This is a genomic window from Gilliamella sp. Gris3-2 (assembly GCF_001690345.1).
GTDB lineage: Bacteria > Pseudomonadota > Gammaproteobacteria > Enterobacterales > Orbaceae > Gilliamella > Gilliamella bombi.
Window position 1 is genome coordinate 22713 of record NZ_LZHB01000016.1, and the last position, 23409, is coordinate 46121.

Genomic DNA, 23409 nt, shown 5'->3' on the forward strand with positions numbered 1-23409 from the left:
TTAAATATTAGCTAATTTAAAGAGCTTTATTTTTATTATAAGCCGTCAAAATTGAATTATTCATTGAAGATAATGACGAAAAAAATTTAGCTACCCATAATACGACGCGTCATCCAATAATGTTTTTTCCAATAACTATCATTTAAGTTTGAATAAACTACACCTTTTGATGTTGAAGCGTGTAAAAATTTGCCGTCTGCATAATAAATGCCAACATGTAGACCACTACGGCTACGGCCTGTTTTAAAGAATACTAAGTCACCTGCTTTAGGGGTGTTTACCTTAACACCCAACCGAGCTTGCTCAGCAGCACTTCTTGGTAAGTTTTTTGAAAGTTTATTTTTAAAAAAATTCATTACAAAACCAGAACAATCACTACCCGCTAAAGTCGTACCGCCATAACGGTATGGCGTGTTTTGCCATTTTTTATAATGAGATTCTATTTTAGTTAACATGGTTAGATTAGGACTAGGTTTAGTTTTCTTAATAGAAACTTGACGTTGGGTAGTACTACAACCAAACAACATGAAAATAGAAAAAAACAATATAGTTATTAAAAAACGTTTTTTCACGTTAGTACAGTTGTCGAGCAACGTCCCTAATAGTTGATTGTCTTTTTTTATCATTTCTTTTTGTTCCTTTATTTAACGTTGACCAATACGAATAACGCCTAGCCAATTTTAAGCTTTTAGGCAACACGCCTTTTTCCCATTCGGTTTTATCTATTTTAGATAATCTAACTGGGCTAGTGTCCGCATGGCTACGATGATTCAAACTTTCTTTAAGGCGAATTAAGCGCAAAGAAAGAAAACAGATAATAACATCATCAACACTTAACTTTCTATATCCAGAAAGCTGATACCGAACTCTAGAACCATAATGTTTTGCAGTCTGCATTAAACTACCAACTGCGGCACCAATTAACGCAGCTGATCCAAGTGAGATACCTCCGGTCGCTAAATCAATACTAGCACCAATTGTCGCCCCCTGAACAAAGCCTTTAGTCAAATGAGTACCCATCATTTTTAGAGCATCAATATTAAATAGATCAGCATTATAGCGACCTTTTATTAAAGGTAAATTCTCTTCACTTTCTTGATTTGAATCAAATTGATACAATTTTAATAATTCATTGATCGCCATTTGTTCTCGCTTTCTAACTTTATTTTGCATATCAGCAATTGCCTGCACATCTTCTGATTTAGCCATTTCATAAAAGGCTGTAACATCAACGAGTGTTTCGGCAATAATCAGATTAGCGGTTTGATTTCGAGAATTACGAGTTTGTGCGATTTTATCTAGCCAGTTATCTAATATAACCTTAGCAGGCTCAACTAGTAAAGCAAGGCTATGATATAAACGTTCTTCACCATCCAAAGGAGGAAATATAGCGTCGAATCTTATAATAGCATGAATCCCAATGCGTGACAGTAATCTTTTCCATTCCTTTTCATTTTGGTTACTGTCTGCAGTAAAATTTAAAACAGCTAATATGGGCTTATCACTATTGGCTAAAATAGCTAATTCATCGTGATACTTTGCCAATACTGGCTCTCGTACATCTATCACATAGATAGCCGCATCACTATTTAGCAGTTGTTTGATGACTTTAGCTTCTTGATTAAATACGTTTTCAGACTCTGGGCTTTGTAAAAAAAATGTTAATTTATCGACACCATCAAGTTTTGCATTAGTAGGAAGTAATTGGTTAATATAATCATAAAGTGCTAAACTGTCTTCTAATCCTGGAGTATCATAAAAAATTATTGATTTATTATGCTCAAGTGGCAATGTTATTGATTCAACGTGTCTTGTGGTGCCAGGGCTATCAGATACATTTCCAAAATGACTATTACGAATTAAGGTGCGTAGTAAAGATGTTTTGCCAACATTGGCATGACCAACCACTGCTAATTTTAATGTTGATAGCATTTTACAGAGCCTCGCTTAGCCAGTCAGGTTGAGCCAACTGTAAAGATAATGATTGCCAATTATGATACTGTTTACCTTGATTAATAAACCAAATACGAGTTTGCTGAGATTTATTAATCAGTTGATTAATAAAATTTAATACTCCCCTATCTGGCGCTCTATCGGTATCAACCGCAATTAATAATTTTTGAGCTGGCGTCAATTGCAAATAATCTAGAATATTACTGCGCTGTTCACGCGTATTTAAAAAACCTAAAAATGAGACAGACTCAGGGTAGTGCCAACTTTCTTGCACATCGATGGCAACCAAAAAATTACCTTCAGCAGCTTCTATTGAATGTGTTGAAAAATGCCACTGGTGACTATTTTGACCTAATTTATCAGCATCTTCAATATTCACAAATAATGACTGCAACCGATTTGCTAATATTTGATAATCAGGATGAGAGATATTAAGCTCAATTCGACGACTACTAATAAGCCAATTAACACCACAAAACACCATACACAAAAGCCGCAACATTAATCCATAAACAATAAATACACCTAACAGCCAAACAGCCCACGATGATCGAATTTCACCAGCACTTAACGCATGTTCGCTTAGCTTTATAACTTCGTCTTTTGGAATTTCAAAGCCAAGTAATGACGGTAAATAGCCTAAATAATGAGTTAAACCAATAATCGTGTCAGAACTAAGCAAAGTGGTTTGCCATTCAAAACTATAATGCTTAGTTGAAAATAGCACAACTAAAACTAATAATGCACAACTTAAAATCACAGTCCAAAACAGGTTAAGCACAAACCCAATAAGCCAACGAATACGAGAGCCAAATAGTTCAACAAATGCAGGGATCAGTTGTTGCACTGTCTTTTTTTGAGAAAGCTTTTTAGCCAACCATAACCAACAATGAATCAACAAACTACCACCAAAATTGGAAAAGAGGAAAAACGAACCAAGCCAAATAGTTAGCGTAATTAAATGAACGCCTAACAAACTAAAAAGCGCCCAATACAAATTGATAGGGTTTTGACTTAATGCTCCCAATGCTAATGAACCACCTAAAAAAACAGATAGTAGCAGCAATAATGCAAAAGATAACTTTACCGATCGCAAAAGTACTTTTTGCGCCAAATACAATCCATTTTGTTTAGACAACATGATTGCCCGCATCACAATTCGATCTGGAAGCGATATTTGTTCGGCTCTTACTTGTCGGTTGATATCTTGATCAGCAAACTGCCCAAATTCTGTTTCAATTAAATGGATCGTTTCGGTCAACCAGAGTGATTTTAGCTTTTGTCGCATTAGACTTAATCTTCAACATTATAATAAATAAAATATAAAAGAAACGCGACATAAGTCGCGTTCATAAAGTCGAATCAATTATTGTGTAATTTCACCAATTTTACTTAATAAAGTTTGAATACGTTGTTGCCATACTTGCTGATCTTGTTTTAGCTTTTCGTTTTCGTCACGTAGTGCTTTCATTTCATCTGAACTATCATTAATTAATTGCTCTAACTCTTGATTGCCTTTTCTTAAGGTTGCAATCTCTTGTTGTAATGTATTGATAGTATTTATAGTATGTTGGATTCGACTTTCTAATTGATTTAGTATTTCTAATGACATATTTTTCCTCAAGCTCAAATTATTTGGTGTATAATGCTAATCATTATACCGAATTCATTCTAAAATCAACACCTTTTTAAATCTTAAGTTGGAGAAAATTATGCGAAAACCTCTCGTTATGGGTAACTGGAAATTAAACGGTAGTTTGGATATGGCTAAAAGCTTAGTCTCAGGACTAAAAAGTGAGCTATCAAACGACACAGCATGTGATATTGCAATTGCACCACCTGTTGTATACCTTGATTTTGTAAAACACCAATTAGGTGGATCTAATATTATTTTAGGAGCACAAGATGTTGGTATTAATTTATCAGGTGCTTTTACTGGCGAAGTATCAGTTAACATGTTAAAAGAAATTGGCGTGACTCATATTATTATTGGACATTCTGAACGCCGAACTTATCACAAAGAATCTGATGAATTTATTGCAAAAAAATTTGGTGTAATTAAAGAAGCTGGTTTAGTGCCTGTATTATGTATTGGCGAAACCGAAGCAGAAAACGAAGCTGGTCAAACACAAGCTGTTTGCGCACGCCAAATTGATGCAGTAATAAAAGCACTTGGTGTTCAAGCATTTAACGGTGCTGTTATTGCTTATGAACCAATTTGGGCTATTGGAACTGGCAAATCTGCAACTCCTGCACAAGCACAAGCTGTTCATAAATTCATTCGTGATCATATTGCTAAACAAGATGCAAAAGTGGCACAACAAGTAACCATTCAATATGGTGGTTCAGTTAATGATAAAAATGCGGCTGAACTATTTACTCAACCCGACATTGATGGCGCATTAGTTGGTGGTGCATCACTAAAAGCTGATGCTTTTGCGGCAATTGTTAAAGCGGCTGAACAGGCTAAAAAATAACGCATAAATATGTCGAATAACAAAATGAAAAGACGCTTAATTTAGCGTCTTTTTATCATTTAAATTAATATCATTTTTTAGCCTTAGTCGGATAACGTGAAGGCCAAATTTTTTCGACAGGTACTTGTAAATAATCAGAAATAATTCGTTCATACTTAGGGCAATGGCGATATAATGCGTTTCTTAAAGTATCAGCCTGCAAACCACTAGCTCTAGACAATGCTCTTAAATTTCCGCCTCTAATTTTAATTTCGCCTACAACTCTAGATGGTGCCCAGTCTTGATCTTGCTCTCTCATTATGAGATCCTCTATTAGTTAAATTCTTACTATTGTAAAGATTATCGGTAATACAATGTTCAAAAGATATGAATTTATATAGAACAGAATAACACAGAAAAAAACGATTTAAAACAATAAAAACAATAAAAAAATGGAATAGAGGAAAAAATGTTCGAAAATAAAATAAAAAACCAAACCGAAAAAGAAAAAACACGAACCCTAACTAATACAGGGGTCATTAATTTTAAAAATCGATTAAGCCTAGTGTTAGAAGGTCTTTCAGGTAATGCCTTTGCTAAAAAAGTTGGCATGTCAGAAGCTGTAATAAGAGATTACTTATCAGGCAAAACCTACCCATCACTAAATAGATTAGCTATCATAGCCCAAAAATGTAATGTTCCTATTGAATGGTTAGTAACTGGAAAAGGAAAATGTCGATTATTATCAGATTCAGATACTCAAGATTCAGTATATATCCCATTCCACCATTTAAATAATATGGTGAAATCTTACTCAAAAATCGAATCAATCCCATTTGATATTAATTTAATAAGGCATCAAGGCTGTAATTACGAAGACTTAGTCGCCGTATGGGCAAAAGGTGATAGCATGGAGCCAACAATATCAAATCATGATATTCTTATTATTGATAAAGCGCATTATAAACCGATCGATGGCTATTTGTATGCTGTTGAATATGAGGATCAAATCAGTATAAAACGCATTCAAAATCAAGGAGCAAACTTAGCATTACTTTGCGACAATCCTAAGTACCCAACCATTATTGGGGATAAGCATGAACCGCAAGAATTTAAAATTATTGGGCATGTAGTTTATCTTCTAAAAGATCTTAACTAAAACCCATTTAAGCTTGGGCTAATTACAGCTTTATCGGCTTCGACTGGTAAGGCTGTTTTAATGTATTTAACTCCCGTTTTTTCTATGAATACCAAGGTAAAAAAATGTCAAAAAGTTTCAGGTAACTATGTGTTTCAGTATAAAATCAATGTAAAGCTATTATAAAAAATAAATTAACTTAACAAGTGTTATCAGCATAACTTTATGCTTTTTTCACTAGTTATGCTAAAATTAGCATTAAATTTTTTATTAGTTTTACCTATTAATATAATATTATGCCAAATATAAACACTCGAAAAAAAGTCGTTGTCGGTATGTCTGGCGGCGTTGATTCTTCTGTCTCAGCTTATTTATTACAACAACAAGGATACGATGTTGTTGGGTTATTTATGAAAAATTGGGAAGAAGACGACACAGAAGAATATTGCTCTGCCGCTGTTGACTTAGCCGATGCGCAAGCAGTTTGTGACAAATTAAATATAAAATTACATACTGTCAATTTTGCTGCCGAATATTGGGACAACGTATTTGAACATTTTTTATCTGAATATAAAGCAGGCCGAACGCCAAATCCTGATATTTTATGTAATAAAGAAATAAAATTTAAAGCTTTTTTAGAATATGCGGCCGAAGATCTTGGCGCAGACTTTATTGCCACAGGGCATTACGTCCGTAAACGTCAAACAGGCGATAAAGTCGAATTATTACGAGGGATCGACAATAACAAAGATCAAAGCTACTTTCTTTACACCCTTAGCGAAGCACAAATAAGCCAAAGCTTATTTCCAGTTGGTGAACTCGAAAAACCAGAAGTGCGAAAAATTGCACAACAACTTGGTTTAGCAACCGCTGCTAAAAAAGACTCAACTGGCATCTGCTTTATTGGTGAACGTAAATTTAGTGACTTTTTAGCACGATATTTACCCGCTCAAGCAGGTAACATTCGCACTATTGATGGAGAGATTATTGGTCAACATCAAGGCTTGATGTATCACACATTAGGGCAACGCAAAGGGCTTGGTATTGGTGGCTTAAAACAAGCTGACGACACACCATGGTATGTTGTAGACAAAGATCTTACCAATAACGAATTGATTGTGGCACAAGGTCATGATCATCCAGCACTCCTTTCTGAAGGATTAATTGCTCAACAACTTCATTGGGTTGATCGTAAAGTAGTAACAAAACCATTTAGCTGTACTGTAAAAACACGTTATCGTCAACAAGACATAGCCTGCCAAGTAATACCATTAACCGATGACAAAATTAAAGTCATATTTAATAATCCTGTTGTAGCTGTTACACCAGGTCAGTCTGCTGTCTTTTATAAAGATGAAGTATGTCTTGGTGGTGGTATTATAGAAGAACGAATTACAAACAGTAAGGAAGACTAACGTGAATAATAAATACCACCATATTGCTATTGCCCTCGCTGGTGCGGCACAAAGTGCAATACTGGTGCCACAACTTGCTAACACAGGCGTTTGTGATGTTACACTTTATGAACAAGCAATAAAAAGCTTGTTTAAAACCTCGCCAAAAACAACGGATGATGTTTATGATGGTATTAAAAATATCAAAACAGGATTACAAACAGTAATACAATTATTATTATCAGGACAAAAAGAACAATTCCAAATTATTCGTTACCTGTTTGGTACAATTGGCATTACTAGCAAATTATTAAAAAATAATGACGCATTAGATAAAATTGACCAACGATTAAAACGCATTTCAGGACTTTATCTAGACATAAATGATGAAACTGTTAGTACTAATATTGATGATCTGTCCTATTCATTAGCCGGAATTTATTCTGATATCATCAGCCCGATATCAACAAGAATAAAAGTTGTTGGCAAAATCGAATTTTTACAAAACACATTGGTACAAGCAAAAGTAAGAACCGCCCTTTTGGGATGTGTTCGATCGGCTATTTTATGGTATCAAGTTGGTGGAAATCGTTTCCAGTTTCTTTTTTGCCGTAAACGCATTTGTAAAGCAGCACAAGAACTATTAGACCAAATTAATTGCGCAAACTAATTTGCACTTTATAACTGATATTTCAAATATTGTAACGGAGTAAAACCGATGGAATTATCTGCACTCACTGCCCTTTCGCCAATTGACGGGCGTTATGGTGAAAAAACCACAGAGTTACGCACCATTTTTAGCGAATATGGTTTATTAAAATACCGCGTTCAGGTCGAGATTTGTTGGCTACAAAAATTAGCTTCACAAGCAGATATTTTAGAGGTTCCAACATTAAGTCAATCAGCTACTAATCATCTTAATCAAATTGTAGACCAATTTAGTGTGCAAGATGCAAGTCGCATTAAAGAAATCGAAAGAACTACTAATCACGATGTTAAAGCTGTAGAATATTTTCTAAAAGAAAAAGTGAGTACTCATGAAGAATTACACGCCATTAATGAGTTTATCCATTTTGCTTGCACATCAGAGGACATTAACAACTTATCTTATGCGTTAATGCTAAAAACAGCTAGAGAAGCTGTCTTAGTGCCATATTGGAATAAACTCATTGATAAAATCACCTCACAAGCTATCGCTTATCGTGATTTACCACTACTATCAAGAACACATGGTCAACCCGCTACGCCATCAACCATAGGTAAAGAGTTTGCTAATGTAGCTTACCGCTTAAAGCGCCAATTACAACAACTAAAATCGGTTGAAATACTAGGGAAGATTAATGGCGCAACGGGAAATTATAATGCACATATGGTTGCTTATCCGCAAGTGAACTGGCATAAATTTAGTGAAGATTTTGTTAGCTCGCTAGGACTAAAATGGAATCCTTATACCACCCAAATTGAACCACATGACTACATTGCCGAATTCTTTGATTGTGTAGCACGTTTTAATACCATTATGATAGACTTTGATCGAGATATTTGGGGATATATTTCACTAAATCACTTTAAACAAAAAACTATTGCTGGCGAGATCGGATCTTCAACCATGCCACACAAAGTTAATCCTATCGACTTCGAAAATTCAGAGGGCAACTTAGGGATTGCCAATGCAATTATGAACCATTTAGGTAGCAAATTACCTATTTCCCGCTGGCAACGTGATTTAACCGATTCTACAGTGTTGCGTAATCTAGGTGTAGGTATTGGTTATGCCATTATAGCTTATCAATCAACCCTAAAAGGATTAAACAAACTCGAAGTCAACCAAGACCACTTACTTGAAGAACTTAATCGCAACTGGGAAGTATTAGCCGAGCCAATTCAAACAGTAATGCGCCGTTATGGTATCGAAAAACCTTACGAAAAATTAAAAGAATTAACTCGAGGCAAACGAGTTGATGCAAAAGGCATGCAAGAATTCATTGACTCATTAAATCTACCCGAAAGCGAAAAAACACGACTAAAACAGTTAACACCAGCTAACTATATTGGTTATGCCGTTAGCTTTGTTGACAATTTAGAATAACAACTTAAATCCAAATAGCCTGATACAGTCACACCCTATCAGGCCATATTGACTTTCAGGTGATCATATTAATCACACTAGTGTAGAAATTACTCATTAAATATAAATCACCTAAACAAAAAATAGGGAAATGAATTGAACATTCGCATTGCAACTCGTAAAAGCCCATTAGCGCTATGGCAAGCAAATTTTGTTAAGCAACAAATTTTAACTAATCACCCAAATTTGACAGTGGAATTAATTCCCATGGTAACTAAAGGTGATGTATTGCTAGACAGCCCTTTATCGAAAATTGGTGGTAAAGGTCTTTTTGTAAAACAACTAGAACAAGCAATATTAAATAACGAAGCGGATATTGCTGTCCATTCAATAAAAGACATCCCTGCTGAGTTTCCTGAAGGATTAACATTAGCCACAATTTGCAAGCGAGATGATGTACGTGATAGCTTCATTTCAAATAAATATTCAAATATAGATGAGCTACCCAATGGTGCGATAATTGGTACATCAAGTTTACGACGTCAATGTCAATTGCGGGCAAAATATCCCCATTTACAAATTAAAGATCTTCGTGGCAATGTCGGCACTCGTTTAGCTAAATTGGATAATCAACAATACGATGCCATCATACTAGCCTCAGCGGGTTTAAAACGTTTAGCACTACAAGACAGAATCAAACAATATATTGATACTGACTTAATCTTACCTGCTGTCGGACAAGGTGCTATTGGTATTGAAACCCGAGCAGATGACAAAAAAATATTAGAGATTCTTTCAGTGCTTGATGACAAACATAGCCGAGTTTGTATTGAAGCAGAAAGAGCAATGAATAAAGCCTTACAAGGAGGATGCCAAGTACCCATTGCTTGTTATAGCCAATTAAATAACAATATTTTATCACTACAAGGCCTTGTTGGACGCATTGACGGTTCTAAAATAATTAAAGGGACATTAGAGGGTAGTATAACTGAAGCCGAAAAGTTAGGACAAGAATTAGCAAAACGCTTATTAGATCAAGGTGCGAAAACAATATTAAAGGAATTAAATGGCGGATGATTTATGTAACTAGACCCTCTCCAGAGGGTGAAAACCTTACCCAACTATTTGCTCAAGCAAATTTGCCTGTACAACATCTTCCATTTTTTACTATTTCACAAGGCAATGACCTACTAAATTTACAACAACAACTGAATAAACTTTTACCTAACGATATTGTGATCGTTGTTTCACCACAAGTTACACACGTTATTAAAACCTATATTGGCAATCTAATATTACCAACTAATGTTCGGTATTACGCAATAGGAAAAAAGTCAGCACAATTATTTAACCAGCTCACCACAACTAAAGTCAATTATCCAGAACAAGAAGACAGTGAAGGATTATTGATAAAACTACAGCAAGAATCTGTACAAAATCATACTGTTTTAATTTTATGCGGTAATTCAGGTCGGCAATTATTATCTCAAACACTAACAAATCGAAAAGCCAAAGTAAAATCAATAACGTGTTACTGCCGTGAGCCAATCACCTATCCGCCAAAGATATTATCTAGTAATATTGAAAATCAAATCATCATTATTACTAGTCTAGAACACTTAATCCAGCTTGAGTTATATATCAATCTTGAACATAAAATGCATGCTAATCTTGTAGTAACAAGCCAACGAATTTTTGCAAAAGCGAAACAACTTAATTGGCAAAAAGTTCAACTAGTGAGTAGTGCGAATAATCAAAAGCTTTTTAACGCTGTAATGATAAATTATACTATAGCCGATAATATAAATAATCTATGACACTTGCTTATTAAGACAATAATTAAAATTTATTTAAAACAATGTTAACTCTATGTCATAATGCAACATAAATTTCTAGAAATCTAAATGAGGTTATTTATGCCACCAAAATATTACGGTGCCAATGCAACACTTTCAACAATAAACACAACTTCGTTTAGTCAAATAACGATAACAGCGGTTCAAAATGAAGCGAATAACACTATGAAAGAAGATAAAAAAAATCAAACAACCACTCAATCCAATCCATCTGTGGAATCTAAATCCCAACCTAAAAACAGTGTTAGCGATAACACTAAGAACACAAGCAAATCACCCGTTTCAAAACTATCAATAATTGCTATAGCATTAACTGTTTGCTTAGGTGGTTTGGGGCTTTATTATGGTCAACAGGAAATTAAAAAACAAAAAAAAACCATCTCAATATTACAAACTGAGCTGGCCAATTTAAAACAAACAACCAAGCAAAGTATAACAAATGATTTACAAAGTAGTATTACCGACGCAGTTAATAAACAAAATCAGCAATTCAATTCACTAGAACAGCGTATTGATCGTAAACTGAGTGATCAACAACAGCTACAGCAACAATTAACAACTCAAATTAATGATTCACAAAAATTGACAGAACAAAGCTTACAAAATATCAATGAACGCTTAGCAGCAATGTCAACAAGTGATCACAATGTTTGGTTAATTTCACAAGCCAATTACTTAGTACATTTAGCTGGTCGCAAAATCTGGAATGACCAAGACTACACATCCGCACGATTACTACTAAAAAGTGCCGACGAAAGCCTAGCCCAAGCTAATGACCCAAGCCTACTACCAGCAAGACAGGCAATTAGTAAAGATATTAATTCACTTGCTCAAGTGAGTTTTACAGATACCGATGGCATTATAATAAATTTAATTGGTTTATCAGAATCGCTTACCGAATTACCTTTAGTAGGTAATTATAAAGATATCGATCTTGGCATGACACAATATGCCGAAGATGCTACAAACACACCACAAACAAACATTAACAGTATAGCTAATGATAATAATAGTGGGGTATCATCATCGGTTAACGATTGGTCTGATAATTTATTAAGCAGTACCAAGACTTTTATGGATAAATTTATCACCATAGAAAAACTTGATGACAAAGAGAACAACTTTAAGGCTTGCTTAGAACAAGCAGGACAAGACGAAAAACAAATCGTCAAATGCCAAATATTAAAAGCACCACTGAATTTGGAACAGTCGCTTTACCTACGTGAAAACATCCGCTTCCGTTTATTGATTGCAGCGCAAGCCGTACCAAGACATCAAGAACTTATTTACCAACGTGCACTAAATGAAACCGCAATTTGGGTTAATGCTTATTTTGATGGGAATGCTCCAAGCGTTAAAGCATTTATTAATGAACTTGAAAATTTGCAAAATCAATCAATCAGCAATCAAAATGTGCCTGAAAGCCTAACTAGCATTGGCGAACTTGAAAAACTAATGCAAACCCGCGTTCGCTCAATGTTAACAAAATAGGAGAATAATAATGATAAAAATACTAATTATTTTCTTAGTACTAGTGGGTGGATTCTTTTTGGGACCATTATTACAAGGGCACCAAGGTTCAGCGGTATTTGAATTTGCCAAATATCGTGTCAGTATGTCATTTAATTCATTTATGATACTTGAATTAGTTGGTCTACTTTGCCTTTATTTAATTTACTGTTTGTTGAATAAAATTTTTAATTCTAAAACAGAATTAGGCAATTGGCTACGCTTAAAGTCGCCAAAAAAATCGATAAAACGTGTTGAACAAGCGCAAATGTTATTACTTGAAGGTGATTATAAGCAAGCTGCTAAACTATTTATCAAAAGTGCCAAAGGGGCAAAAAATACCACCTTATCGTATTTACTTGCGGCACAAGCTCAAATTGATAATGATGAATTAATCCCCGCTAATCAGTCGCTAGAACAAGCCGCTAAAAGTTGCCAACCTAATGAGTTATTTGCCTTTCAGCTAGTACAAATTAGATTGCAACTAAAAAACCAAGAATACACAACTGCACGCATCACATTAGATCAGCTACTAAACGAAAAGCCTCGCAATGCTGAAGTACTTAGATTAGCAGATCAACTTTATTATGAAATGGGTGATTATCAAGCGATCATTGACCTATTACCAGCAATGTACAAAGCTAAAGTGTACAGCGAGTCGCAACTAGATCAGTTTAAACAAGCAGCCTATATTGGTCGAATTAAGCAATTATCGACTAATAGTGATGCACAAACACTAGTAAAATGGTGGAATGAACAACCAAGAGCCATTTTAAATAATATGGCTTATCAAAAAGCGATGGCTAATTATCTAACTCAACTAGGCCAAGCAAACGAAGCAGAAAAGATATTAAAATCGATTAGTAAACTTGAACAAAAAGAAAGAACATAAAAAAATATAACAAGAAAAACAGGGTAATTGCCCTGTTTTTGTTTGAACTCACAATAATGATTAAAATTAAGTTATTGATTGATACAAATCAAATCATAAAATAGCGAATTAACGCCATAAAGCACATACCAGCAACCACAATACACATTAGATTCTTAGTCAAAAAGGCAACAATAGCGGTTGGAATTGTCGCTAAGCAATATTCCACATTAAAATCAGGAAAATGCCCCTCCTTTGCCACAAATAAATTTTGCACAAATAGCGCTGTTAAAATACATAAAGGTACATATGACAAGAATTGAGTCACAACATTAGGCAACTGAAATTTACGAACTAATATAAATGGAATCACTCTTGGCAACCAAGTTACTAACCCGCAACCTAAAATAATCAATAAACTATAAGTTGTCATGCTTTTTCTCCATTGCCATACCCATAAAACAACCGCCAAACGTACTGATTAAAATAGCCATTTCAGGTGACACAAAACGCATTAAGAAAATTAGCAAAACAGCAACCGTTAACATAGCTAAAAGTCGATTTTTAAGACTTTTGCTATTATCGCTAATCAATTGCAAATAGAGCAAACCAATAAACATGGCGACTAAAGCATAATCTAGACCAAATTGTGTAGGATCAGGCAACCACTCTCCGATTAAAGCACCAATAAAACAAGACAAAATCCAAGTAATATAAGCCGTTAAATTAAGGCCATGCATCCAAGCAGCATTAACTGGCACTTTATTTGTAATCGCATTTATTGCCACGGCAAAACTTTCGTCGGTCAATAAGCTACCAATACCAATATTATTTAATAACGATGCTTTGCGAAAAGCTGGAGCTGTTGCCATACTCATCAAAAAATGACGTGAATTAACTAAAAAAACAGTAAAAATAATAGCCGAAATAGGTGTAGCTACTATCATTAATCCAGCAATAATAAACTGCGCAGCGCCTGCATAAACAATAATAGCCAGTAATGTAATTTCGAGTACCGATAAATTTGCCGATTTACCCACAACACCGGCAGCAATACCAATACCGATATACCCCAATAGCGTTGGAATACAAGCATAAACTCCATCTTTAAATGATAATGGCATAGATATTCCTTAATAATAACAATATGCTATAGATTAATATTACCTATATTACAAATACATATTAAAAATGACAAATTAAATAACTTAATTCACAATAAGCCATAATATATTGCCGAAATTTGCTATAATATTGCTTAACTAATATTGATGACAATCAAAATAACTTAATAACAATTAATGTGGCAAATATATCTATGCATACAGGAACTTTATTTATCATTTCTGCACCAAGTGGTGCAGGCAAATCAAGTCTGATCCGAGCCTACCTAGCGCAAAAAAATCAACATCAAGCTAAAGTATCAATTTCGCATACTACGCGCGATCCTCGCCCAGGAGAAGCGCATGGTGAACACTATTACTTTGTGGATCACAAACACTTTGAATCTTTAATTGATCAGCAAGCATTTGTCGAATATGCCAACGTATTTGATCACTATTACGGAACATCTAAAGCCGAAATAGAACAAAGCCTATCGCAAGGAATTAATGTTTTTCTAGATATTGATTGGCAGGGTGCAAGGCAAGTACGCCAAAAAATGCCACAAGCAAAAAGCATATTTATACTACCACCTTCGCTCAAAGAGCTTGAAAACCGCCTAGTTAAACGTGGGCAAGACGACAACCATGTGATTGCCAAAAGAATGCAAAAAGCCCGAGCTGAAATTTCACATTATAACGAATATGACTATATCATTATTAACGATGATTTTGACACCTCATTAAATGCCTTAAGTGCCATTATTACCACTGCCAGCCTTGAGCAACCAAAACAAGCTATCATCAATAGGCAATTATTAGTAGATTTGCTAGGGGAATAATTCGAAATAAGATGAAAAAATATCGCCAAAAAAGTGGCGATATTTTTATGGAATAAATTAATTACCTAACGCTTTATCAGCCTGATCATTTTGGATCAACTCTAACTTATAGCCATCAGGATCCTCAACAAAAGCAATAATGGTTGAGCCACCTTTTACAGGTCCAGCTTCGCGCGTTACCTTGCCTCCAGCTTGTTTGACATCATTACACATTTTAGCAACATCATCAACACCAATAGCTATATGACCAAACGCCGAACCATGCTCATATTTATCGGTACCCCAATTATAAGTTAACTCAATAACTGAGCTAGTTATTTCATCACCATAACCAACAAATGCAAGTGAATATTTATATTCAGTATTTTCACTAGTTCTTAACACCCGCATTCCCATTACACGAGTATAAAAATCGATTGAGCGCTGTAGATCGCCAACTCGAATCATAGTATGTAATATACGCATTACTTTATTATCCCTTTATAACAATTAATAATTTGTTTGAGTTTATACGTTAGAATTCAGACAGGCAAATTTTTGTTAAAAATTGAGTGATTATAGGTAAAAGACAAGCAACAAGAATTATCTTAATCAAATTATTAGCCAAAGCATTTCACTCATCATCAAGATGAGCGAAAATTAGTTGTTATTTAAGGACAATATGTCCAAAACTAATAAAATTAAGCGTTATTTTTTTATACTACTACCATAACGTGGTGATGCGCTAATTTGTTTACCATTAGTGACTAAACGAACAGCTTGACCAACATAAAAATCGTTAGCCGAACCTTTTTGTACAAGAACAATATTAGATCCGTTTTTTTGCTTGATTTCTAACTCAACACCACTAGCTTGGCTAGATTTATTTTGAATAGCATCACCCAAAATCGCACCACCAATAGCTCCTGTTGCAGCAGCTAACACACGACCAGAGCCATTACCAATAGTATTACCTAAAACGCCACCTATAACAGCACCACCAAGACTACCTGCTACACTTTCACTTTTACCATTTGACGCATTAGCTTGAATTTTAACAGGTCGTACTGAAACAACTGTACCATAACTTACTTGCTGAACTTGTTTTGCTTGATCTGCTGTATAAACATCGCCAGAATAAACATCACTATTGCTACATCCAGATAAAATTGCAGCTAAAATAGTTAACGTGACGATTTTTTTCATAATTTATTCCTCATATAATAATAGTATAAGCTTTTTATACACAGTTTAGAATAATATTTTTTTTTAAAAACAACAATACCATTTTCATTATTTTATCAATAGCCAATACAATTTATGCTTAAGTTAGGTTATACTCAGCACAAAAATTTATCAACTATGCAATGAATATATGAAACGGTTATTTTTTCTATTAATATTATCAGTTATGATAACTGCTTGTCATGATGCAAATCAAGCACCTACAACAACCGATAATGCTGCCATTAAACAGCCATCGAATGATTGTTTAGATAACAAATCAGCCCATGATTCGCATTTAGGCAAAATTCCTGCTTTAGGATGTCCCGTGAAATAATACAATAGGCACAAGTAACATAATGAAAACTATCGAAATCGACGAAGAATTATACCAATTTATTGCTGGCCAAACTAAACACATTGGCGAAGATGCATCAAGTATATTACGACGTTTATTAAATATAAACCAATCTACATCGGCAAAAAAACAGACTATTGCACAAAAAGAGAATCATTATCCACTGTTTAATGACTTATTAACTAGTGACGCTTTCACGAACGAGAAATCCATTATTAGTCGCTTTATATTACTGCTTAGTGCGTTGTATAACTATAATCCAGCACTATTTGCCATAGCTGCAACATCCTTACATGGAAGCAAGCGAAAATATTTAGCCAAAGATAAACAATTACTAGAAACATCAGGCAAAAACACAAAACCCCGCGAAATCATTGGTACACCTTATTGGGTTATCAGCAACACTAATACTGCCAGAAAATTATATATTATTGAATCAATAATGAGTGACATGGGCATATCTGAAACCATGATAAACCAAGTCACCAACGCATTTTTACCTTAATAGGTTAAATAAAAATAAAAAAGCTAAAAACGTGATATAAACTCAACAGATTCGCGTTTTTAGTCATATAAAGTATTTTTTATGAAAGAGGAGTAAAAAATGGCCAAGCAAAGCCGCGCAGGAATGTTAGCTCAACCATCAGATCTTATCAACGTTGAAACATTACGCAATAACTATTACCAAATCCAACCTGATACGGATAATGCTAGCCAATTAGTCATTTTTGGTACATCAGGTCATCGCGGAAGCTCAAACAAAGGCACATTTAATGAAGCACATATATTAGCCGTTGCTCAAGCAATTGCCGAATACCGCAAAGCGAACAACATTACAGGCCCTTGCTTTATTGGTCAAGACACCCATGCTTTATCAGAACTTGCCTTAAAATCAGTGCTTGAAGTTTTTGTCGCCAACGAGCAAACGGTGGTTATGGCTCGTGATTGGGGTTATACGCCAACGCCAGTCATTTCGCATGCCATTTTAACTTACAATCAAAACAAACAATCACAGCTATCAGACGGCATTGTTATCACTCCATCGCATAATCCACCAGAAGATGGCGGAATAAAATACAACCCAACCAATGGCGGACCTGCGGATACTGACATCACCAAACAAATTGAAAACCGCGCCAACGAATTACTGAAAAACAAACTCAATGGTGTAAAACGTGTCACCTTAGACAAGGCTCTAAATTCAAATTACATCCACACCAAAGAATACGAAACCGACTATATCAACGATCTTGAAAACATCTTAGATCTCTCTCTTATCAAATCATCATCGCTCAAAATCGGTGTTGACCCATTGGGTGGTGCTGGTATCACCTATTGGCCACGCATTGCCGAAAAGTATGGCATCAACCTTAATATTGTTAATAACAAAGTCGATCCAACTTTCAGCTTTATGCATCTAGATCATGACGAAGTTATTCGTATGGACTGCTCAAGCCGTTGGGCTATGGCTGGGTTATTAAAATTAAAAGACCAATTTGATTTAGCCTTTGGTAATGATACCGACTTTGATCGTCATGGCATTGTGACACCAAAAGGGCTAATGAACCCAAATGCCTACCTTTCAACCTGTGTTAATTACTTGTTCCAAAACCGTCCACAATGGCACAAAGATATTGCTATTGGTAAAACACTAGTCACAAGCTCAATGATCGACCGAGTTGCTAATAGCTTAAACAAACAGTACTTAGAATACCCAGTTGGTTTTAAATGGTATGCAGATGGGCTTTACAATGGTAAACTTGGATTTGCTGGCGAAGAAAGCGCAGGCGCATCGTTTTTAAGAACGAATGGTAAAGTATGGTCTACCGACAAAGATGGCATTATTTTATGTCTGCTTGCTGCCGAAATGACGGCTAAACTAGACAAAAATCCACAAGAACAGTACCAAGAACTTGAAGATAAATTTGGTGTTTCTTATTATGGACGAATCCAAGCGCCAGCCTCGTTTAGTGAAAAACAAAAACTAGCCAAACTTGATGCCAGCCAACTAACCACCGACAACTTAGCAGGTGAAAAAATCACTCAATGTTTAACCACTGCACCAGCTAACAATGCTGCAATTGGTGGGCTTAAAGTGATAACCAAAAACGGCTGGTTTGCCGCTCGCCCATCAGGAACAGAAGATGCTTACAAAATTTATGCAGAAAGCTTTATAAGCAACGAACATTTAAATACGCTACAGCAAGAGGCGCAACAAATTGTGGCTAAAGCGATTAAATAACCGAAAAAAACAAACGCAATAAAAAACAGCAGCTATTTGCTTGGTTGCTGTTTTTTTACATAAGTCTTTTATTAGAAAGATATCAAAACAAAAATAATATCAATATATTTTCTGAGCAATTTTTACCTAAAGCAGTGGAATTTTTTATATAAATAGCTCAAGTAGAATGCTGATTTTATTAAATTTTAAAGTAAATCAAATAACTATTGGTTGATTTTTTTATTGTGGTGAATTAAAAAAATGCTTTTGCACTTTATGCAAAAGCGTAAGCCTTCAGTATTGCTAGTCGAATCGCTTTTTTTGCTTTCAATCATTAAAGTACCCACAGCAAACTTTACCTATTTGAACTTATCTTTACGTTGGTTTTGTCTTTTATTAACACCATAACTTCTATCTACCATCTACACCTTACAAAGCATTAAAAACACAAACAGCCGCAGTACTGTCAACACTGCTCTTCCAGACAGAACGACCTGTTGGGCTTATCTCGTGCCAATAAATTATATTATCATGGAGATCTTTTTTCCTGTCACTTGACCAAAAAGAGGAGCCAAAGCCCACATCAGTATAATTATACAAAGGCCCCCACTCTGTAAGAAATCCAGCTCCTATTCGGCGTTGATAATGTTTATAACTTGAAGACGGTTTTGCTCCACGTCCAGATTCACCTTCATTAGTCAAATCACTTGTCTGTGGAAGACGATAACCTATACTATTACACCAAGATTCTTGATTAGAAACTATATCTTTTTTATTTCGACTAACGAACCATTTCTTTAATTGAAATCCATATTTTAATACATTACCACGACTATCCTTACCCACTAATTCAAATGTCTGTGGTAAACTTGGCCTGGAAATTATACTGGGAGTATCTGACTGTTTTTGATTACTGCTTGCTGCAGGCCCTGTTAATTTAACGCGTGCTACGACTTTCCTTCTATCGGCATTAGGAATCCATCCATCACTAGCTACAACATTTGTTACCGTAGCAGTTATTCCCCCCAAAGTAACCGCTTTCCAAGTCAACTGACCAACGTCAACTCCACCTATGATGAAATCAAAATATAAATTATCAGCTCCCGTTGTCGGGAAATTTTGACTGTATGAGTCTGGATGGCTTGATTGAACTAAAAATCCTTTTTTGTCGTTCCATATGTCGGCTGGACCAGCACTTAATCTGTCCCCCCAAAACAAATTCGGTCTTACAAAACAAACGGTTGGCGATGCCTTCGGTTTGATATAATATGCTACTTTACGACCTTTAAAGGAGTTGGTGTTTGGTATGCCGTAATAAGTGCTTATATTACCGTCTGTACTACTTAATTCCACTTTATAAGGTGACTTGCAAATATCTAAAACATCATTACGATTAACTGCTTGACCATCACTATCGGTTATCCTGAGCGTTATACTTCCTGTTATTTTAACTCCACCGCTACCTTCTCCATCACCATCATCATCCCCCCAATAATGATAACGTGTCACTAAGCTGTTTATACTTACTGAATTGGTAGATGCTGGCACCAGCATATTAATATCAGCAAAACTTTGGCCATCTATGGGTAACTCAATTGGCTTTGTAGACGAGGAACTATTAATTCTAGGTGTGATTTTACTACCATCGGATAATGTGATAGCCAATAGCTCATCAGTTGTTATAGCCTTAGTCCGACCTTCGTCAAATGTTAAATAAGGCGCACTACCCTGTATAACACCGCTTGTATGAGCCGTTAGTGCTTGAGAGTTCGATGAATACGATAATAACAACAACGGAGTCAAGAACCATACGCTTGAGAATGTAAAGATGAATTTTAGTTGCGGTATAAATAAATCCGCTAATTTCACTAAAGAAATATCAATTTGTAAGAGTTTTTGATAATTTGAAGATTTAAGAGAATTTAAGATATAGGCCTGCCTATTCTTGCACCTACGACAATAATCCATTACATTTCACCTATTAATGAATGTTCCATTTCATTTTTATTAACTTATTAAATAAGCTGATTTTCTATCAGCTGTAAAAGTATAATCTTTTGTGAAAATTTTGGCTAGTTTTTTGGATAATTTATTAATTAAAATATAGTATTAGGCTTAGAACATTTAACCTTTTGCGAAAATAATTGACATTAGCGATAACATCCAAAGCAAAAATTTCCCAACTCGCACTGTCTGGTGTACTAGCTTTACTTAATTATCGTGCATGCTATCGCTATGAAAAAGTAAAATATTGACTTTACAATATTGTGAGATTTTATTGCTCTAAAATCGCTCAGGTAGACTATTGATTTTATTGAATTTTTTATCTTTAAATAAAATCATATACTTATAGGCTAGTTGTTTATTACGTTGAATTTGGCTTTTTAAGAAAGGCGCTTTTGTTATTTGATAATAGCTATTTATAACAGACTGTTAATCAGAACTAATTAATAACAAAAGCGCAAGCTTTCTGCGTCGGGGACGGTGGCGGCGCAATTGTGGCTTTGCCACAACTGCGCAACTCTAAGGGATGCCCCCACACTTACGCAGGGGCTTTATTCTTTTTTATATTGTCCTATCAAGCGCCATAACCACCTTCCGCGCTCTAAGGATTAAGAACTAAGAACTAAAAGTTAAGGTGTGACACAAAAGCCCAGAAATTTGCTGTTCGAGTCGTCATAGGTGTAGGTGTAGTAGCCGTTGCGCGCGCTTATAACGACGTAATGGTAATATCCGATGGAGCAAGTGCCCTTCGACGACCACCGCTCGCAGTCACCTGACCAGTAGTACCGCATGTAGGTGCCTCCATCACTGAAACCCGCATCAGCGTACTTCGCCAGATAGCCCCACTCCGAGAAAAATCCCCCACCTATTCGACGCTGGTAATTATGAGGCCATGGTGAGTAAGGTTTGGCGGCGTCAGGAGCCCCCCAGTTTAGTGCATTGCTTAAATCTCTTATCAGTGGCATTCGATGATAACCCAAACGATCACACCAATGCTCATGATTCGAACGTCTTTCCATTGCCCCCCCCCGATGGACAAACCACATCCTCAATTCAAATCCATATTTCACCATTACTCGCCCACTAGCATCCTTGCCTTCTAGTACGAAGGTATGAGGTAAATTTGGCTTGTGAATTTTTTCAGGATTATAATAGTCTCTCGCTCTAGGACCATTTAACCATACTCTTAATACAAATTGCCCTTTATCTTTAATCCAATAATCACGCGGATCTGGCCTTGTCCAGTGCGCCGTTACTTTTATTCCATCATACTCAACAGGGGACCAAGTTAATTGGCTTAAATCTTGAACGGATGTATTTAAAATATCAAAGTATAAACCATCTGCTCCCGTTGTTGGAAAATTATTTTTGTAAGCTCCTTCATCATTGGCTAAAACTTTGTATCCCTTATCTGGATCCCACTCAGGAGCACCAGCATATTTACCATCGCCCCAGTCCGTGTTCGGCCTTGCAAAAAGCGGAAACGGCTTAAGCGGTGGTGGTGGTGGCGGCGGCGGCGGCGGCGGCGGCGGCGGTGGCGGCGGTGGCGGCGGCGGTGGCGGCGGCGGCGGCGGTGGCGGCGGCGGCGGTTCTGGTAATGGTGGTAATGGGCTAGATGAAAGTATTATTGCATCACTACGATTAACCCCAAATGAATAACTACTATAAAAGGCACTACATAAAATAAAAAAAAGCAAACATATATTGCAAAATAAAATACGTTCAGCAGTTAAATGGTTTGGATACTTCATTTTATTTCCTTTATCAAATAATATTTTATTTTTATAAGTTTCTAGCATTACTAATAAATTCCCACGCCAACAAACATATAATTTGTTAAATAAATTATTTAAACTTATCCGACACCCTAAGCATTGAAGGCTAAAGGTTGAAGAACAACGCAAACAACTGATAGATTGGCATAGTGTTTATTGCTGACAACATCACCAAAATATGTGTTTACTGCTAATTTATTGCGCCAAAATGGGGCACTCACTTGTTCATCAACATCGCCCTCCTATTCCTTTGTGCCACTAACTCCTTCAGATTCAATGAACTAAATAATGTCGCTGTCGTCATGTTAATATCAGCAAAACTTTGGTTTACCTCGGGTAACTTAATCTGGATTGTCGATAATGAAAGGCGGCTTTGTGGTGTGAATTTTCGACTATTTGATAAATTAATACCTAATAAGTCATCTGTTGCTGTCACTTTAATGACGAGGTCATCAAAGGCTAAATAGGATGCTCTACCTTGAATGCTATCTGCTGTCGTGGTCGATAATGCCTGTGATTTTAATGAACACAGCAATAACAACAATGCCAATGGGATTTTTAGCAATAATTTTGTGAGAAATTTCGGTAATAATTTAGATAATTTAGATAATTTAGATAATTTAGATAATTTAGATAATTTAGATAATTTAGATAATTTAGA

The 23409-nt window shown here is 35.6% G+C and carries 25 protein-coding genes; 13 read left to right on the forward strand and 12 right to left on the reverse strand.

The features are described 5' to 3' along the window. Window positions 1-86 precede the first annotated feature (86 nt). From A9G32_RS02575 to zapB, 4 genes are all read right to left on the reverse strand, one after another. Window positions 87-626: a C40 family peptidase gene (locus tag A9G32_RS02575; protein WP_081296713.1), complete on the reverse strand. Its 540-nt coding sequence runs from the start codon at window positions 624-626 to the stop codon at window positions 87-89. Beyond that, window positions 574-1932, reverse strand: coding sequence for a DUF3482 domain-containing protein (locus tag A9G32_RS02580; RefSeq protein ID WP_065590481.1), 1359 nt, complete (start codon window positions 1930-1932; stop codon window positions 574-576). The genes A9G32_RS02575 and A9G32_RS02580 overlap by 53 nt, the downstream gene beginning before the upstream one ends. A gap of 1 nt (window position 1933) precedes the next feature. After that, window positions 1934-3241: a DUF2868 domain-containing protein gene (locus A9G32_RS02585; protein ID WP_065590480.1), complete on the reverse strand. Its 1308-nt coding sequence runs from the start codon at window positions 3239-3241 to the stop codon at window positions 1934-1936. A gap of 78 nt (window positions 3242-3319) precedes the next feature. Beyond that, window positions 3320-3565 (reverse strand): cell division protein ZapB, encoded by a 246-nt coding sequence (gene zapB, locus A9G32_RS02590; RefSeq protein WP_034910977.1) that lies wholly within the window; start codon window positions 3563-3565, stop codon window positions 3320-3322. A 100-nt stretch (window positions 3566-3665) separates the two neighbouring features. Between zapB and tpiA the strand changes: the two genes are divergently transcribed. Beyond that, the gene (tpiA, locus tag A9G32_RS02595) at window positions 3666-4430 is read left to right on the forward strand and encodes a triose-phosphate isomerase (protein ID WP_065590479.1); all 765 of its coding nucleotides are present in this window, start codon (window positions 3666-3668) and stop codon (window positions 4428-4430) included. Between the two features lie 70 nt (window positions 4431-4500). Here the strand turns inward: tpiA and A9G32_RS02600 are convergent, their stop codons facing one another. Continuing rightward, window positions 4501-4728: a helix-turn-helix domain-containing protein gene (locus A9G32_RS02600; RefSeq protein ID WP_065590478.1), complete on the reverse strand. Its 228-nt coding sequence runs from the start codon at window positions 4726-4728 to the stop codon at window positions 4501-4503. A gap of 150 nt (window positions 4729-4878) precedes the next feature. On the opposite strand from A9G32_RS02600, the gene A9G32_RS02605 reads away from it, so the two are divergent. The 8 genes from A9G32_RS02605 to A9G32_RS02640 all read left to right on the forward strand — a co-directional run bounded on the left by A9G32_RS02605 (window position 4879) and on the right by A9G32_RS02640 (window position 13266). Next, window positions 4879-5568, forward strand: coding sequence for a LexA family transcriptional regulator (locus A9G32_RS02605; protein WP_065590477.1), 690 nt, complete (start codon window positions 4879-4881; stop codon window positions 5566-5568). A 275-nt stretch (window positions 5569-5843) separates the two neighbouring features. After that, window positions 5844-6962, forward strand: coding sequence for a tRNA 2-thiouridine(34) synthase MnmA (gene mnmA, locus A9G32_RS02610; RefSeq protein WP_065590476.1), 1119 nt, complete (start codon window positions 5844-5846; stop codon window positions 6960-6962). 1 nt (window position 6963) lies between these two features. Continuing rightward, a complete protein-coding gene (hflD, locus tag A9G32_RS02615; RefSeq protein ID WP_065590475.1) occupies window positions 6964-7611 on the forward strand; it encodes a high frequency lysogenization protein HflD in 648 nt (215 codons plus the stop codon). Window positions 7612-7659: 48 nt separating this feature from the next. Then, window positions 7660-9030 (forward strand): adenylosuccinate lyase, encoded by a 1371-nt coding sequence (gene purB / locus A9G32_RS02620; protein WP_065590474.1) that lies wholly within the window; start codon window positions 7660-7662, stop codon window positions 9028-9030. A 135-nt stretch (window positions 9031-9165) separates the two neighbouring features. Next, window positions 9166-10086 carry a hydroxymethylbilane synthase gene (gene hemC, locus A9G32_RS02625; protein ID WP_065590473.1) on the forward strand — a complete coding sequence of 307 codons (921 nt, stop codon included), beginning with the start codon at window positions 9166-9168 and terminating at the stop codon, window positions 10084-10086. Further along, window positions 10083-10826, forward strand: a complete 744-nt coding sequence (locus A9G32_RS02630; protein WP_065590472.1) for a uroporphyrinogen-III synthase — start codon at window positions 10083-10085, stop codon at window positions 10824-10826. The genes hemC and A9G32_RS02630 overlap by 4 nt, the downstream gene beginning before the upstream one ends. 99 nt (window positions 10827-10925) lie before the next feature. Beyond that, window positions 10926-12356, forward strand: a complete 1431-nt coding sequence (locus A9G32_RS02635) for a uroporphyrinogen-III C-methyltransferase (protein ID WP_065590471.1) — start codon at window positions 10926-10928, stop codon at window positions 12354-12356. A 10-nt stretch (window positions 12357-12366) separates the two neighbouring features. Continuing rightward, window positions 12367-13266, forward strand: coding sequence for a heme biosynthesis HemY N-terminal domain-containing protein (locus tag A9G32_RS02640; protein WP_065590470.1), 900 nt, complete (start codon window positions 12367-12369; stop codon window positions 13264-13266). Window positions 13267-13354: 88 nt separating this feature from the next. On the opposite strand, the gene A9G32_RS02645 is transcribed toward A9G32_RS02640, so the two are convergent. Next, window positions 13355-13678, reverse strand: a complete 324-nt coding sequence (locus A9G32_RS02645) for an AzlD domain-containing protein (protein WP_065590469.1) — start codon at window positions 13676-13678, stop codon at window positions 13355-13357. Continuing rightward, window positions 13665-14369, reverse strand: coding sequence for an AzlC family ABC transporter permease (locus A9G32_RS02650; protein WP_065590468.1), 705 nt, complete (start codon window positions 14367-14369; stop codon window positions 13665-13667). The genes A9G32_RS02645 and A9G32_RS02650 overlap by 14 nt, the downstream gene beginning before the upstream one ends. A 194-nt stretch (window positions 14370-14563) precedes the next feature. On the opposite strand from A9G32_RS02650, the gene gmk reads away from it, so the two are divergent. Then, entirely contained in the window at window positions 14564-15187 is a 624-nt protein-coding gene (gene gmk / locus A9G32_RS02655; RefSeq protein WP_065590467.1) for a guanylate kinase, read from the forward strand. A 57-nt stretch (window positions 15188-15244) separates the two neighbouring features. Here gmk and gloA read toward each other — a convergent pair whose 3' ends face one another. Both gloA and A9G32_RS02665 read right to left on the reverse strand, forming a co-directional pair. Then, the gene (gene gloA / locus A9G32_RS02660; protein WP_034910998.1) at window positions 15245-15652 is read right to left on the reverse strand and encodes a lactoylglutathione lyase; all 408 of its coding nucleotides are present in this window, start codon (window positions 15650-15652) and stop codon (window positions 15245-15247) included. A 222-nt stretch (window positions 15653-15874) separates the two neighbouring features. Next, window positions 15875-16375, reverse strand: a complete 501-nt coding sequence (locus tag A9G32_RS02665) for a glycine zipper 2TM domain-containing protein (RefSeq protein WP_065590466.1) — start codon at window positions 16373-16375, stop codon at window positions 15875-15877. Between the two features lie 166 nt (window positions 16376-16541). Here A9G32_RS02665 and A9G32_RS02670 point away from each other — a divergent pair, with 166 nt between their 5' ends. The 3 genes from A9G32_RS02670 (at window position 16542) to pgm (ending at window position 18990) form a co-directional block, all read left to right on the forward strand. Further along, on the forward strand, window positions 16542-16727 hold the full coding sequence (locus A9G32_RS02670; RefSeq protein WP_065590465.1) for a hypothetical protein: 186 nt from the start codon (window positions 16542-16544) through the stop codon (window positions 16725-16727). A 22-nt stretch (window positions 16728-16749) separates the two neighbouring features. Then, a complete protein-coding gene (locus tag A9G32_RS02675; protein ID WP_065590464.1) occupies window positions 16750-17253 on the forward strand; it encodes a hypothetical protein in 504 nt (167 codons plus the stop codon). 99 nt (window positions 17254-17352) lie between these two features. Next, complete coding sequence (gene pgm, locus A9G32_RS02680; RefSeq protein WP_065590463.1) at window positions 17353-18990, forward strand: phosphoglucomutase (alpha-D-glucose-1,6-bisphosphate-dependent); 1638 nt, start codon at window positions 17353-17355, stop codon at window positions 18988-18990. 408 nt (window positions 18991-19398) lie between these two features. Here the strand turns inward: pgm and A9G32_RS02685 are convergent, their stop codons facing one another. The 3 genes from A9G32_RS02685 to A9G32_RS12760 all read right to left on the reverse strand — a co-directional run. Continuing rightward, the gene (locus A9G32_RS02685; protein ID WP_065590462.1) at window positions 19399-20937 is read right to left on the reverse strand and encodes a hypothetical protein; all 1539 of its coding nucleotides are present in this window, start codon (window positions 20935-20937) and stop codon (window positions 19399-19401) included. A gap of 665 nt (window positions 20938-21602) precedes the next feature. After that, window positions 21603-22724 (reverse strand): hypothetical protein, encoded by a 1122-nt coding sequence (locus tag A9G32_RS12945; protein WP_176701306.1) that lies wholly within the window; start codon window positions 22722-22724, stop codon window positions 21603-21605. Between the two features lie 241 nt (window positions 22725-22965). Beyond that, the coding region (locus A9G32_RS12760; protein ID WP_176701307.1) for a hypothetical protein at window positions 22966-23409 on the reverse strand (444 nt) is incomplete at its 5' end.

Bases quoted from the DNA above. Each gene is read 5' to 3' on its own strand.
- A9G32_RS02575 (WP_081296713.1), bottom strand. From the start codon at position 626: ATGATAAAAAAAGACAATCAACTATTAGGGACGTTGCTCGACAACTGT.
- A9G32_RS02580 (WP_065590481.1), bottom strand. From the start codon at position 1,932: ATGCTATCAACATTAAAATTAGCAGTGGTTGGTCATGCCAATGTTGGC.
- A9G32_RS02585 (WP_065590480.1), bottom strand. From the start codon at position 3,241: ATGCGACAAAAGCTAAAATCACTCTGGTTGACCGAAACGATCCATTTA.
- zapB (WP_034910977.1), bottom strand. From the start codon at position 3,565: ATGTCATTAGAAATACTAAATCAATTAGAAAGTCGAATCCAACATACT.
- tpiA (WP_065590479.1), top strand. From the start codon at position 3,666: ATGCGAAAACCTCTCGTTATGGGTAACTGGAAATTAAACGGTAGTTTG.
- A9G32_RS02600 (WP_065590478.1), bottom strand. From the start codon at position 4,728: ATGAGAGAGCAAGATCAAGACTGGGCACCATCTAGAGTTGTAGGCGAA.
- A9G32_RS02605 (WP_065590477.1), top strand. From the start codon at position 4,879: ATGTTCGAAAATAAAATAAAAAACCAAACCGAAAAAGAAAAAACACGA.
- mnmA (WP_065590476.1), top strand. From the start codon at position 5,844: ATGCCAAATATAAACACTCGAAAAAAAGTCGTTGTCGGTATGTCTGGC.
- purB (WP_065590474.1), top strand. From the start codon at position 7,660: ATGGAATTATCTGCACTCACTGCCCTTTCGCCAATTGACGGGCGTTAT.
- A9G32_RS02630 (WP_065590472.1), top strand. From the start codon at position 10,083: ATGATTTATGTAACTAGACCCTCTCCAGAGGGTGAAAACCTTACCCAA.
- A9G32_RS02635 (WP_065590471.1), top strand. From the start codon at position 10,926: ATGCCACCAAAATATTACGGTGCCAATGCAACACTTTCAACAATAAAC.
- A9G32_RS02640 (WP_065590470.1), top strand. From the start codon at position 12,367: ATGATAAAAATACTAATTATTTTCTTAGTACTAGTGGGTGGATTCTTT.
- A9G32_RS02645 (WP_065590469.1), bottom strand. From the start codon at position 13,678: ATGACAACTTATAGTTTATTGATTATTTTAGGTTGCGGGTTAGTAACT.
- A9G32_RS02650 (WP_065590468.1), bottom strand. From the start codon at position 14,369: ATGCCATTATCATTTAAAGATGGAGTTTATGCTTGTATTCCAACGCTA.
- gmk (WP_065590467.1), top strand. From the start codon at position 14,564: ATGCATACAGGAACTTTATTTATCATTTCTGCACCAAGTGGTGCAGGC.
- gloA (WP_034910998.1), bottom strand. From the start codon at position 15,652: ATGCGTATATTACATACTATGATTCGAGTTGGCGATCTACAGCGCTCA.
- A9G32_RS02670 (WP_065590465.1), top strand. From the start codon at position 16,542: ATGAAACGGTTATTTTTTCTATTAATATTATCAGTTATGATAACTGCT.
- A9G32_RS02675 (WP_065590464.1), top strand. From the start codon at position 16,750: ATGAAAACTATCGAAATCGACGAAGAATTATACCAATTTATTGCTGGC.
- pgm (WP_065590463.1), top strand. From the start codon at position 17,353: ATGGCCAAGCAAAGCCGCGCAGGAATGTTAGCTCAACCATCAGATCTT.
- A9G32_RS02685 (WP_065590462.1), bottom strand. From the start codon at position 20,937: ATGGATTATTGTCGTAGGTGCAAGAATAGGCAGGCCTATATCTTAAAT.
- A9G32_RS12945 (WP_176701306.1), bottom strand. From the start codon at position 22,724: ATGAAGTATCCAAACCATTTAACTGCTGAACGTATTTTATTTTGCAAT.